Source organism: Mesorhizobium sp. M0293, from assembly GCF_040321735.1.
Taxonomy (GTDB): Bacteria; Pseudomonadota; Alphaproteobacteria; order Rhizobiales; family Rhizobiaceae; genus Mesorhizobium.
In genome coordinates this window covers 1-13341 of the sequence record NZ_JAMYSA010000141.1, presented here as the reverse complement: position 1 = coordinate 13341, position 13341 = coordinate 1, and the positions used below count along the sequence as shown (strand labels likewise).

The 13341-nt window shown below is 62.7% G+C and carries 10 protein-coding genes and 1 pseudogene; 7 read left to right on the top strand and 4 right to left on the bottom strand.

The annotated features are described in order from the left end of the window. Positions 1-239 precede the first annotated feature (239 nt). Positions 240-689 (bottom strand): SRPBCC family protein, encoded by a 450-nt coding sequence (locus NKJ06_RS31055; protein ID WP_352629952.1) that lies wholly within the window; start codon positions 687-689, stop codon positions 240-242. Positions 690-835: 146 nt separating this feature from the next. Here NKJ06_RS31055 and NKJ06_RS31050 point away from each other — a divergent pair, with 146 nt between their 5' ends. The 5 genes and pseudogenes from NKJ06_RS31050 (at position 836) to NKJ06_RS31035 (ending at position 5841) form a co-directional block, all read left to right on the top strand. Next, positions 836-2641, top strand: a complete 1806-nt coding sequence (locus tag NKJ06_RS31050) for an IlvD/Edd family dehydratase (RefSeq protein ID WP_352629950.1) — start codon at positions 836-838, stop codon at positions 2639-2641. Between the two features lie 489 nt (positions 2642-3130). After that, positions 3131-3418, top strand: a pseudogene (locus NKJ06_RS35885) (rhodanese-like domain-containing protein); the annotation flags it as partial. Positions 3419-3460: 42 nt separating this feature from the next. Continuing rightward, the gene (locus tag NKJ06_RS35880; protein ID WP_502905662.1) at positions 3461-3955 is read left to right on the top strand and encodes a chromate resistance protein ChrB domain-containing protein; all 495 of its coding nucleotides are present in this window, start codon (positions 3461-3463) and stop codon (positions 3953-3955) included. Then, the gene (chrA, locus tag NKJ06_RS31040) at positions 3952-5343 is read left to right on the top strand and encodes a chromate efflux transporter (protein ID WP_352629948.1); all 1392 of its coding nucleotides are present in this window, start codon (positions 3952-3954) and stop codon (positions 5341-5343) included. The genes NKJ06_RS35880 and chrA overlap by 4 nt, the downstream gene beginning before the upstream one ends. A gap of 99 nt (positions 5344-5442) precedes the next feature. Further along, the gene (locus NKJ06_RS31035; protein ID WP_352629946.1) at positions 5443-5841 is read left to right on the top strand and encodes a hypothetical protein; all 399 of its coding nucleotides are present in this window, start codon (positions 5443-5445) and stop codon (positions 5839-5841) included. A 46-nt stretch (positions 5842-5887) separates the two neighbouring features. Here NKJ06_RS31035 and NKJ06_RS31030 read toward each other — a convergent pair whose 3' ends face one another. The 3 genes from NKJ06_RS31030 to pdxR all read right to left on the bottom strand — a co-directional run bounded on the left by NKJ06_RS31030 (position 5888) and on the right by pdxR (position 10455). After that, positions 5888-7117 (bottom strand): aromatic ring-hydroxylating oxygenase subunit alpha, encoded by a 1230-nt coding sequence (locus NKJ06_RS31030; RefSeq protein ID WP_352629945.1) that lies wholly within the window; start codon positions 7115-7117, stop codon positions 5888-5890. A 64-nt stretch (positions 7118-7181) separates the two neighbouring features. Next, positions 7182-8771 carry a trimethylamine methyltransferase family protein gene (locus NKJ06_RS31025; RefSeq protein WP_352629943.1) on the bottom strand — a complete coding sequence of 530 codons (1590 nt, stop codon included), beginning with the start codon at positions 8769-8771 and terminating at the stop codon, positions 7182-7184. Between the two features lie 190 nt (positions 8772-8961). Then, positions 8962-10455: a MocR-like pyridoxine biosynthesis transcription factor PdxR gene (pdxR, locus tag NKJ06_RS31020; protein ID WP_352629941.1), complete on the bottom strand. Its 1494-nt coding sequence runs from the start codon at positions 10453-10455 to the stop codon at positions 8962-8964. A 294-nt stretch (positions 10456-10749) separates the two neighbouring features. Here pdxR and pgi point away from each other — a divergent pair, with 294 nt between their 5' ends. Next, a complete protein-coding gene (gene pgi, locus NKJ06_RS31015; RefSeq protein WP_502905661.1) occupies positions 10750-12399 on the top strand; it encodes a glucose-6-phosphate isomerase in 1650 nt (549 codons plus the stop codon). 5 nt (positions 12400-12404) lie between these two features. Next, entirely contained in the window at positions 12405-13127 is a 723-nt protein-coding gene (locus NKJ06_RS31010) for an HAD family hydrolase (protein WP_352629937.1), read from the top strand. Positions 13128-13341 lie beyond the last annotated feature (214 nt).

Here is a 13341-nt window from a genome sequence, read left to right as displayed (position 1 = left end):
GATCATTCAGAGGTCCTCTCAGAATCGATTTCCGCACACCACACAAGAGTCCGTTTGTACTCATGTGCGATTCCCCTGCCCCTTGAGGGGAGGGTGGCCCGAAGGGCCGGGTGGGGTCCGCGGTCACGCGCTCCAACTTCTTCTGTCGAAGGTCGAGGCAGTTTCAGTGAAAAGTTGAGTCAGCTGAGGCGACCCCTCCCGCCTCGCTTCGCGAGGCACCCTCCCCTCAAGGGGGAGGGCTAACCGCCCACCTTTTCCCCAAAGCTCGAAAAAAACTGTCCGGCCAGTTTCTTCGAGGTCGATTCGATCAGCCGGCTGCCGAGCTGGGCGATCTTGCCGCCGACATCTGCCTTGGCCGCGTATCTCAACACCGTGCTATCCGCTCCATCTGATGTCAGCGTCACGTCCGCACCGCCCTTGGCGAAACCGGCAATGCCGCCCTTGCCCTCACCTTGGATGGTGTAGGAGTGCGGCGGCTTCAGGTTCTTCAATGTCACTTCGCCGTTGAATGTCGCCTTGATCGGCCCGATCTTCACCACCACGGTCGCCGCCATTTCGGTCGGCGACTTCATGTCGAGACTCTGGCAGCCGGGAATCGTCGCCTTCAAGACCTCGGGATCGTTCAGCGCTTCCCACACTTTTTGCAGGGGGGCGGCAATGCGCTCCTCGCCTTCGATCACCAAAGCCATGAAAACCTCCCGGACAAGACTGCCTGAAGCCCTAACGCACGGCTGGGTGCGTGTCTATCACACCAAAGTCCGGTTGCGACCGCACACCCTCTTGCCTGCTTCCGCGCGTTGCCATATCGATTTGTCTTACAAATACGGAGACCACGATGGCAGGCGCCCCCACCACGAAGAAAAAATTTCGCTCGCAGGAGTGGTTCGACAATCCCGACAATCCGGGTATGACGGCACTCTATCTCGAACGCTACCTCAATTACGGCCTGACGCGCGCCGAACTGATGTCCGGCAAGCCGCTGATCGGCATCGCCCAGACCGGCTCCGATCTCTCGCCATGCAACCGCCACCATATCGAACTGGCCAAGCGCGTGCGCGAAGGCATCGTTTCGATGGGCGGCATCCCTTTCGAGTTCCCCTGCCATCCGATCCAGGAGACCGGCAAGCGTCCGACCGCAGCACTTGACCGCAACCTTGCCTATCTCAGCCTAGTCGAGGTGCTTTACGGCTATCCACTCGATGGCGTCGTGCTCACCATCGGTTGCGACAAGACGACGCCGGCCCTGCTGATGGCCGCAGCCACGGTCAACATCCCGGCCATCGCGCTGTCGGTCGGCCCGATGCTCAATGGCTGGCACAAGGGCAAGCGCACCGGCTCAGGCACCATCGTCTGGGAATCGCGCCAGCGCCTGTCGGCCGGCGAGATCGGCTATGACGAGTTCATGGACATCGTCGCGTCGTCGGCGCCATCCACCGGCTATTGCAACACCATGGGCACCGCCACCACGATGAATTCGCTGGCCGAGGCGCTTGGCATGCAGTTGCCGGGCTCGGCTGCCATTCCCGCACCGTACCGCGAGCGTGGCCAGATTTCTTATGAGACCGGAAAACGCATCGTCGAGATGGTGCATGAGGATTTGAAGCCGTCCGACATCATGACGAGAGAGGCTTTCGAGAATGCCATCGTCGTCAATTCGGCCATTGGCGGCTCGACCAATGCGCCTATTCATCTCAACGCCATCGCCCGCCACCTTGGAGTCAAGCTCGACAATGACGACTGGCAGACGGTCGGCCTCAATGTGCCGCTGCTGGTCAATTTGCAGCCGACAGGCGAATATCTCGGCGAAGACTATCACCACGCCGGCGGCGTGCCGGCGGTCATTGCCGAACTGATGAAGGGCGGGCTGTTGCCGCATCCCGGCGCGCGCACTGTCAACGGCAAGTCGATCGGTGAGAATAGCGATGGCGTCGCCAACGAAAACCCCGATGTCATCCGCTCTGTCGCCAAGCCGCTGAAGGCCAATGCCGGCTTCATCAACCTCAGGGGCAATCTGTTCGATTCGGCGATCATGAAGACCAGCGGCATCTCGCCCGAGTTCCGCGAGCGCTATCTGTCCAACCCGAAAGATCCCGAGGCTTTCGAAGGCAACGCCATGGTTTTCGACGGGCCTGAGGATTACCACGCCCGCATCGACGACCCGGCGCAAGGCATCGACGAACACACCATCCTATTCATGCGTGGCGCCGGTCCGATCGGCTATCCCGGCGGTGCCGAGGTCGTCAACATGCAGCCGCCGGCCTACCTCATCAAGAAAGGCATCCACGCGCTAGCCTGCATCGGTGACGGCCGCCAGTCGGGCACGTCGGGTTCGCCGTCGATCCTCAACGCCTCGCCGGAAGCCGCGATCGGCGGCGGGCTGGCGCTGCTCAAGACGGGCGACCGTGTCCGCATCGATCTGCGCAAGGGTACGGCCGACATCCTCGTCACCGATGACGAGATCACCCGGCGCCGTGCCGAACTGCAGAACAATGGTGGCTTTCATTATCCCAAGCACCAGACGCCCTGGCAGGAGATCCAGCGCGGCATGGTTGCGCAGTTCTCAGAGGGAATGGTGCTGGAGCCGGCGGTGAAATACCAGGACGTCGCGCATACCAGCGGTGTCCCCAGGGACAACCACTGATTATTCCTGGCGACGATTGCTGATGCTGGATCATTGAGAGGCGGCCTGAACAATCAGGCTGCCTCTCGGGTTCCGTTCAGCGTGTCCCGGCCGAGGGTCGAGATAGGGTTCCAAACTCAGGTTAACAAAAGACCTGACGACAGCCAGTTCGTTGGTGTCGGCAGCTTTTGTGCCGGTAGCTTTTCACGATAGGAATTTTTTCTTGACTCCGTGACCGCAGCTATGGTACATATTCGTCCATGGTGCTGATTTGCGCCAGTGACCCGCCGCACAGGCGGGTTTTTCGTTTGATGCTCCGTCAGCCAACGCGCCGGCGAAGGCTGCGAAGGAACCCGTTAACCCGAGTTCATTGCCCTGAGGGTCGAGAAACCATCCTTGACAAGCGCACGCAACAATTCCACCATCACGACATGGGGTGCATCGCGACGACCCCGTGAGGCGTCAGCCCAACGTTCGCGTCCAAGCTTCTCTTTTCAGGAGGTGGACGCCATGCCGTCAACAACAGCTATCACCGTATCGCAACTATCCCGGCTCATCGGTTTACCGGGCGCCCCTGTCATCATCGATGTTCGCATCGATGAAGATTTCGACGCCGATCCGCGCCTGTTGCCGGCCTCGTGCCGGCGCGACTTCAAAAGCGTTTCGAACTGGGCGGCCGCATTCGCCGGCAAGCCAGTGGCCGTTGTCTGCCAGAAGGGGCAAAAGCTCTCGCAGGGGGTAGTCGCATGGCTGCGCCATGAGGGGATTTCCGCCGAATCCCTTGAAGGCGGCTTTGAAGCCTGGCGCGATGCCGGGGGGCTTCTGGTTCGTACCGACAAGATGCCTCCACGCAATGAAAGGGGCGCCACCGTCTGGGTGACGCGATCACGCCCAAAGGTCGACCGCATCGCATGCCCTTGGCTGATCCGGCGTTTTCTCGACCCCGACGCGGTGTTCCTGTTTGTCGAACCCGCAGAAGTATTGGCTGTTGCCGACCGCTTTCAGGCCGTGCGTTTCGACATCGACAATGTGTTCTGGAGCCATCGCGGCGAACGCTGCACCTTCGACACGATGATCGAGGAGTTCGGGCTGGAATCAGAGGCGCTCGATCGCCTTGCCGTAATCATCCGCGCGGCCGACACGGCAAGCTTCGATCTGGCTCCCCAGGCTGCCGGCTTTCTGGCTGCCTCGCTTGGTCTGTCGCGTATGTTTCGCGACGATCTGGAACAACTGGAAGCAGGTATGCTGCTCTACGATGCGTTCTTCCGCTGGTGTCGCGACGCCACGGAAGAAACGCACAATTGGCCCGCAGCCGGCATGGGTAAACCGACATGAGTGCTCTTGTCCCGGCGGATACCGCGGGAAACGTGCCGGTGCCGACTGCACCGATTTTCACCGAAGCACTGAAGGTCTGGGCAAAAATCGGACTGCTCAGCTTCGGCGGACCGGCAGGGCAGATCGCCTTGATGCACAAGGAACTGGTCGAGGAGCGGCGCTGGATCGGTGAACAGCGTTTCCTGCATGCGCTGAACTACTGCATGCTGCTGCCTGGCCCGGAAGCCCAGCAACTCGCCATCTACATCGGCTGGCTGTTGCACAGGACGGCCGGTGGCCTTGTCGCCGGCATCCTGTTCGTCGTGCCGGGCGCGCTCGTGATGCTCGCCTTGAGCAGCTTTTACGTGCTCTATGGCGACATGCCTCTCGTCGCAGCGCTGTTTTTCGGGGTGAAGGCGGCGGTGCTCGCCATTGTCATCGAGGCGGTGATCCGGATCGGGCGGCGCGCGCTGAAGAACCGCGTCATGGTATCGATCGCGGTCGTGGCCTTCATCGCCATCTATGCGTTGAATGTGCCGTTCCCGCTCATCGTCCTGCTCGCCGGCCTGACCGGATGGCTGGGAGACCGCATTGCTCCCGGCCTGTTTTCCAGCTCCGCCCATGGCAAGGGCGATGTTGCCGACTTCAAGGGAGCGGTCGATCTGATGTTCGAACGCGGCGAGCTGGCCCATGTCAAACCGACCAAATGGCATGCGCCGCGCACAGTTGCGATCTGGCTGCCGCTCTGGCTCGGGCCCGTTCTTGTGATCTGGTGGTTCACCGGGTCCGCAAGCGTCTGGACCGAGATAGGGCGGTTCTTCAGTCTCATGGCTGTGGTCACGTTCGGTGGCGCCTACGCGGTGCTTGCCTATGTCGCGCAGGCAGCCGTCCAGTCGTTCGGCTGGCTCGTCCCCGGTGAAATGGTCGATGGTCTTGGGCTTGCCGAAACGACGCCAGGCCCGCTCATCCTGGTGTTGCAGTTTGTCGGCTTCATCGCCGCGTTTCGCCACGCCGAGCCGCTGGATCCATTGCTTGCCGGAGCGCTGGGGGCGTTGCTCACTCTGTGGGTGACGTTCACGCCCTGCTTCTTCTGGATATTCCTCGGCGCGCCCTACATCGAGGCCCTGCGCGGCAACAAGGCATTGTCGGCTGCGCTGGGCGCGATCACCGCCGCTGTTGTCGGCGTCATCATGAATCTCGCTCTATGGTTTGCCTTGCATGTCATCTTCCACGAAGTCCGCAACATCGGCTTCGGCATGAATGTGCCGGTGCTTTCGTCGATCGACTGGCGCGCGGCACTGCTTTCCTGTGCCACGATGATCGCCATCCTGAGGCTGAAGATCGGCATGCTGCCGACGCTCGCCGGATCGGCCCTTGCCGGTGTCTTGCTGCTGGCGGCGAGCGGCTGATGCCTGCAAGGACCTGAAGCGTATCGCCCGAATCCACTTTAACTGCCTTTGTATTCCGCCTGTGAACCACCTAACTGGTTGGAAACGGATTGGACCACTATGGCAGGACGGCGTTCTTCCCTCGGCTTCCTTGGAATGTTCGGCCGCTCGGGCGACTTGAGGCAACTCGACGATGCTTTGCGCGGCGCGGATTTGCATCCAGCCCTCGTGCCGGAGGGCGTGAAGCTTACCATCGTCAATCTGATGAAGGATCGCTGGCCCGACGAGCCGCCGCCGGGCACCTACGTGTCGGTGGCACAATTGTGCAGCTATTGCATTGCGGGTCCCGAAACCTTCGAGCAGGCCAATGGCCGGGAGCGGACGCTGGAAGCCGAGCGTCGCATCGAGGCAGCACTTGAAGCCGGCGACAGCTTCGACGCACAGATCGTGCTGATGACGCTGCATGCCAAGCTCATCAACGCTGAAGTCGTCGACCGATACGGGCTCAGCGCGGAATGACGCGAAAGGCAAGATCTGCCGGATTTTCCTGCGGCGGCCGAGCCGATCAGGCCCGGCTGATCTCCTCGAGATACCAGCCGATGTAGCGTAGTTCATTGTATTCCATCGGCGCGATCGGCCCGGGCACGAAGTAGTGCGAACGCACGCCACGCGCGGTGTGCTCGATGATCTTCTTGTCCTCTTCGGTGGTGACCTTCCACAGCCAGGTCAGCTTCTCCAAATCGTAGTCCTGGCCTTCGACGGCATCGCCGCGCACCAGCCAGATCAGTTCCATCTCGCAGGTATCAGCCGTTTTCGGGATGAAGCGGTAGATCATGCCGTGATCGGGATAGCAGACGAGGAAGGTCGTGCCGCCGAGATGGATGGAGGTGACGCCACCGTCATAGTCGGTGAAGCGGCCCATCAGCGGGGCCACCGGCGATCCATCCTGGCTGCCGCTCGAAACGCCATCATAAAGCGCGTAGCGGAAGGTGTGGATTGCTTCCTGACCGGCCGCCGAGTTCTGCCAGCGGTTGGCGCTGCCGATCTCGATGCCGAGTGCGCAGGTGCGCTGCTCCATCGCCGCATTGAGCTGCTCGATCATCTCGGCCGGCTTTTCCAGCGCATGCGTCTGCGAGTATTCCGGATGCGCCGGCCCGCAATGGTAGCATTCGACATAGTTCTCGACGGCGAGCTTCCAGTTGGCGTCGAGCGGATAGGACTGACGATACGCCACGTTGGCGTCGCCCCAGCCATACTGGCCGCAACTGGTGCGCAGCGACTGTTCGATCGGGTCGAAATCGAGCGGCGTCTCGGCGAAGGAAATGAAGACCAGCCCAGAGGCAACGCGGACATGAAGCTTCTTCAGCCCGTGCGCCGTGCGGTCGAAATCCTTCGGCATCAGGCGGGCAGCGCGCAACGACCCGTCATTGGAATAGGTCCAGGCGTGATAGGGGCACACGAACATCTTCGCGTTGCCCTTCTCCTTGGTGCAGACCTCGGCGCCGCGGTGGCGGCAGACATTGAGCATGGCATGCACGGTGCCATCCATGCCGCGTGTCAGGATGACCGCCTCGTCGCCGAGCTTGAACAACTCGAAGTCGCCGGGGTTCGGGATGACACTGGCATGCGCCAGGCAGTGCCAGTGTCGGCGAAAGACACGTTCCATGTCCCGCTCGAAGATCGCTGGGTCGTGATAGAAGGCGCGCACCAGGCCGTGGCCGGGCCGATGAGATGTCACCAGCCGATCGATCGCGTCGCCGTCGGTAGGGGCTTGCTGGATAGGATGCACACTCATTTGTCGTTCTGCCCGATGGTTGGTCCTGGGTGGTGGCGGTATGGCTGCACGAACTCGTCTCCGGTCAGCCGCCCATGTGCGTGCGCGGCAGGTGGATCAGGCTGCCGAAGCGGGCACGCAATCTGTCGTCGACCTGTTTTGGCACGTGGCGCGGAAATCGTTCGGCAAGAATGCGTTTCTTCTCGGTGATCGCACGCAGCAATATATCAGGCCGGCCTTTTTCGTTCCATTCCTTCGGCGAAGAACGATCGCCGAGGGCGGGATAGAAATGCCTGGTCTGCATCAGCTTGAGCGTTTGTTCGTTGTCGAGGTAGTGGCCCGGGCCTTTGAGGCAGACCTCGGCGATGCTGTCGATCGACAAGGCCTCGTCAGTCACGTCGATGCCACGCGCGCAGCCCAGGCAATGACCGAGCATGTCGTTGTCGATGACCAGGCTTTCCAGGCAGAAGCCGAGCAGCGAGGCATGCATGCCGGCCGCCTCGTAGACGAGGTTGAGGCCGGAGAGGCCGGCCATCACATTGGTGATGCCCTTTTCGTAGCCGGACTGAATGTCGGGCAGTTTCGAATCCGTCATACCGGCGGCCGAACCGCCGGGCAGGTCGTAGAATTGTGCCATCTGGGCGCAGGCCGCCGTTGCCACCGACTGCTCTGCCGACCCGCCGGCCATGGCGCCGGTGCGCAGGTCCGACATGAATGGCCAGGCACCGAAGATCGCCGGATGGCCGGGCTTGAGCGCGTTGACATAGACCAGGCCGGCCAGCACTTCGGCCACCGCCTGCACGACGGCGCCGGCCATCGCAGCGGGTGCCGTCGTGCCGGACTGGCCGGTCGACAGGAGCAGGATCGGGATGCCGCCTTCAACGCAGGCCTCGAGCACGCCGCAGGCATCCTCGGCGAACTTCATCGGCGGCACGACGAATGAGTTGGAGTTGGAAACGAAGGGCCGGGCGCGGAAATTCTCCTCGCCGCCGGCGATGGCATAGAGCATTTCCAGCGCCGGCTTCACGTTCTCACGCACCGTGAAGGACGTTCCGACGTGCTTCGATGTCCCCATCACACAGGCATAGAGCGTGTTGAAATCCATCTCGAGCGGATCAGCGATGTCGCGCGCCACCATCGGCCGCTGGAAGAAATGGATGTTGTCCAGCCCATCGACGATGCGGGCGGCATCATAAATGTCCTGCAGCTTGGATTCGCGGTACTCACGCTTCTCCAGGTCCACCAGGTGCACGGCGATACCCGCGGTGCCGTAGTGTACACGCTTGCCCTGGACAACCATGTCGTGCCTGGCGTCCTGGCCATGAAGTGTGAAATGTCGTGCAGCCCGCTTGATCGTGTCGAGCACGAGCGCGCGCGGAAAGCGGACACGGCCATCGTCGCCATGGACCGCCCCCGCCCTGGTCAGCACCTTTATGCAGGAGGGGATGGCATTGGCGAAGCCCACCGTCTCCAGGAGCGTCAGCACGCCCTCGTGGATGCGCTCGCAGTCATCACCGCGCAGCGGCCCGTAGCTGCCGCCTTCGATGGCCTGGTGCTGTGGTCCGGTATCCTCCATCAGAGGAGCTGATCGCATGGCATGTCCTGTTTCGCGAAGACTGGAGCGCTGTGAACGACGGTTTGCCGGCGTATCTTGCTGTTCGACAGCCACTGGCATGGAAGCACTCCACCTTCGTCGGCAGGAACTCGTGGCGGTTGGTCCACCATCGGCCTGCTTCTTCCCCTGACGCCGACTATGCCGCCGGCGTTGGCCCATCCTATGAGCCAGCTGGCCCAGTTGCATGTGCCAGCGCTAAAGTAACCGGAGCTGCTGCGAACGGCTCCGGTCACGAGACATGGATGATGGATCAGGCAGCGGCCGGCCTGCGGCCGGCTGCGGTGGCGAGTTCACGGATGCCCGGCTCGATGTGCTGCAGCGCGATCGAGGAAATGCCCAACCGCATGAAACGCGAAGGCTTTTCGGTGCGGTCGAAGAACCGGTCACCAGGCTCGATGATGACACTGCGCGAGGCAGCCGCCTCGGCCAAACTGCGCGAATCGGTGCCGCGCGGCCCTTCGAGCCAGAGCGACGTGCCACCTGCCGAGTCGGTCGAGCGCCATTCCGGCAAGAAGGCGGAAATCGCATGGACCAGGCGCTTGCGCCGCTCGTCGAAGGCCGACGACAGCCGCCGCACCAACGCCTCATGATGGCCGAGCGACAGGAAGAGCGCTACGGCGCGCTGGTTGTTGGCCGGCGGATGACGCAGCATGAAGCGGCGAAGCGCCCTGAGTTCCGAGATCAGGCCAGCCGAAGCGACGATGTAGCCGAGCCGCAGGCCCGGAGCCAGCGTCTTCGACATCGAGCCGACATAGACGACGCGGCCGGAACGATCGAGGCTCTTCAACGCCTGCTGCGGTGCTTCATCGAGAAGTTGGCTGTCATAGCCGTCCTCGATGATGATCTGGTTGTAGCGATTGGCCCGCGCCAGAAGATCCTGCCGCCGTTCCGCCGACAGCGGCACCATGGTCGGGCAATGATGGCTGGGCGTAACGAAGACGAAACCGGAATCACTGGGAATAGAAGCGGTTACGATGCCGGACTGGTCGACCGGTACCGGCTCTATCTCGGCGCCCGCGAGGCGGAAGATCGAGCGGGCGTCGGGGTAGCCGGGGTCCTCCATCGCCACCTTGGAGCCCTTGGACATCAGCAGCGTCGCCAGCATGTAGAGCGCGTTCTGGGCGCCCAGCGTGACGATGATCTCGTCCGGGTTGGCGAAAATGCCGCGCCGCGGCAGCAGCCGCGCCTGGATCTGCTCGATCAGCAGCGGATCGTCGCGGTCGACCATGTCGGACGCCCAGTTGCGGATTTCGAGCACGGCAAGCGCCATGCGGTTGCACTCGCGCCACTCGGCGGTCGGGAACAGCGCCGGATCGAACTGGCCGTACACGAAGGGGTAGGACGACTTGATCCAGTTCTCGTGCTTGGCCGGCGGCGGCATGTCGCTGGCGGCGATCTTGCGGCGTGCCTTCCAGTCGATCTCGTTGGCCTGGTCGGGCGCCTTCTGGTGCGGCTTGGCCGGCGTCGCCAGCACATCAGGATTGACGAAATGGCCACGCCGCTCGCGGGCCACCAGGAAGCCCTGGTCGACGAGCTGCTGGAACGCCAGCACCACGGTTCCGCGCGCCACACCGAGTTTTTCGGCCAGGATCCGGCAGGAAGGAAGCGGCATCGAAGCGGCGATCTGGCGGTCGAGAATGGCGGCTACGATGGCTTGGCGGATCTGCGCTTGCAGGGTCTGGCCCGATTCCGCCGAAATCCGGAACAGGCCGGACCATATGGCCGTGTCGTTACGCTGTGGCATGGGAGATGTTCCTCGATGGCCAGCCTTTTTCGCTTGGCTGGACCAGCCGAAGGTAGCCGTGGCACAAGGGGTTGCGCCAATCAATTTTTCTGATCGTTGGGATTTATGCCAGTGATCCTTCACGCCATTTTGATGCTGCGCTGCGGCATCCCAGGGTGACGCGGCGCGTCATCCCGGCGATGACTCCGTGCGTCAAGCTGCGCATTGAAACGGGTGGAATTAGGCTCGATAGATTGTCGCGACGACACGCGCCGGAAACATCCGGTCCGTAATGATGGCTCTAGGTTTCGGAGTTTGGCAGTGGATCAATCGTCCTTTCAAAGACAGCTCGCCGCGTTGCGCGATCATCGCGCGGCGGCGCCCGCCAGCATGCGCCAGGCTTTCGCCGCCGACCCCAAGCGGTTCGTGACATTCTCCGCCACAGACGGCGACCTTCTGCTCGACTGGTCGAAATGCGCCGTCGATGCGCTCACCATGGATCTGCTGGAGAAGCTCACCGAGGCGGCCGATCTCGAAGGCCGCCGCGCCGCCATGTTCGCCGGCAAGAAGATCAACCTCACCGAGGACCGCGCCGTGCTGCACACGGCACTGCGCAACCTGACCGGCAAGGGTGTCACCGTCGACGGCCAGGACGTCAAGGCGGATGTCATCGCCGTGCTCGACGCCATGGGCGCCTTTGCCGATGCCGTGCGATCGGGCAAGGCGGCCGGCGCCACCGGCAAGAAGATCACCGACATCGTCAACATCGGCATCGGCGGCTCCGATCTCGGCCCGGCCATGGCGACGCTGGCGCTGGCGCCCTATCATGACGGGCCGCGCGCGCACTACGTCTCCAATATCGACGGCGCCCATATCCACGACACGCTGAAGGGCCTGTCCGCCGAAACCACGCTGTTCATCATCGCCTCCAAGACCTTCACCACCGTCGAGACGATGACGAATGCACAGACGGCGCGCAAATGGGTGCAGGAAGCGCTCGGCAAGGAAGCGGTGGGCAAGCATTTTGCCGCCGTCTCGACCGCGCTCGACCTGGTGGCCAAGTTCGGCATCGCGCCGGATCGCGTCTTCGGCTTCTGGGACTGGGTCGGCGGCCGCTATTCGCTCTGGGGCGCGATCGGCCTGCCGGTGATGATCGCTGTCGGCCCGCGGAATTTTCGCGCCTTCCTCAACGGCGCACACGAGATGGACGAGCATTTCCGCACCGCACCCGTGCAGGAGAACCTGCCGGCGCTGCTGGGGCTGGTCGGCTGGTGGCATCGGGTGATCTGCGGATACCCGGCGCGCGCCGTCATCCCTTATGACCAGCGCCTGTCCAGGCTGCCGGCCTATCTGCAGCAGCTCGACATGGAATCGAACGGCAAGAGCGTCACCCTCGAAGGCACGGCGGCGACGACGCCGACCGGGCCGCTGGTCTGGGGCGAGCCCGGCACCAATGGCCAGCATGCCTTCTTCCAACTGCTGCACCAGGGCACCGATTTCATCCCGGTCGAGTTCCTTGCCGCGGCCGTCGGGCATGAGCCCGATCTCAAGCATCAGTACGATCTGCTGCTCGCCAACTGCCTGGCGCAGTCGGAAGCGCTGATGAAGGGCCGCACGCTGGAGGAGGCCCGTACCCAGATGCTGGCCAAGGGCATGAAGCCGGCCGAGGTCGACAAAATCGCCCCGCATCGCGTCTTCTCCGGCAACCGGCCCTCGGTCACCATCCTCTACCGCAAACTCGACCCGCGCACCTTCGGCCGGCTGATCGCGCTCTACGAGCACCGCGTCTTCGTCGAGGGAACGCTGTTCAACATCAATTCCTTCGACCAGTGGGGCGTCGAACTCGGCAAGGAACTGGCCACCGGCCTTTTGCCTGTCGTGGAGGGCAAGGAAAGTGCCGCCAAGCGGGATGCATCGACCGCTGGCCTTGTGGGATTCATCCACCATTTGCGTGGATCGGAGTGAAAAGCTTGGCAGACATCAAGGGAATATTGTTCGACAAGGATGGAACGCTTGTCGACTTCAACGCGACCTGGCTTGGCGTCGCAGATTTCATGGCTATGGATGCGTCGGAAGGCGATCGCTGGAAAGCCGACAGGCTGCTGGCGGCTGCTGGCTTCGATTTCGCCAACAGGCGATTCAAGCCGGACTCCATCTTTGCGTCCGGCACCAATCTCGACGTCGTCGAATTGTGGTTTCCGCGCCTGTCCAACGAGGACCAGATGCTTGCGGTTGCCCGTTTCAACGAGATCACCTCGGTGCAGGGGTCGGCAATGGCGGTGGCGTTGCCGGGCATCGTCGACACGCTGACGGCATTGCACAGAAAATCCTACCGTCTTGGCGTCGCCACCAACGATTCGACCAGCGGCGCGGAAAAAACGCTGGTCACGCTCGGCGTCGCCCAGCTGTTCGACGCTGCCTATGGCTACGACGCGGTCGCCAATCCGAAACCGGCGCCCGACACCATCCTGGCCTTCAGCGATCTCACCGGGCTGAAGCCGGCGGAGATCGCCATGGTCGGCGACAACCGCCATGATCTCGAAATGGCGCGGGCCGGCGGCTGCGGGCTGGCGGTCGGCGTGCTCTCCGGCACCGGCACCCGCGAATCGCTGGCCGGGATTGCCGACGTTGTTCTTGATTCGGTTGCCGATCTGCCCGACTTCCTTTCGGCACGGGTCAAGGAGACGATCTGACCGAGCTAGGCTTGGCAAATCAACTTGGGCTTTCCCGCCAACGGCTGAGATTGGGTGGTTGCGGACAGTCCGCTCCTGCATCGGCCGCCCTGAATTGCAGACTTCGGCGATTGGGTAATTTGGGCCCGCAGAACGAACCCGCTGCGCGGGATGGGCGCCCGCGGTTGAGGTAGAGATCAAGAACCGGTCGTTGCGCCTGCGTTGAGCGGGGTTC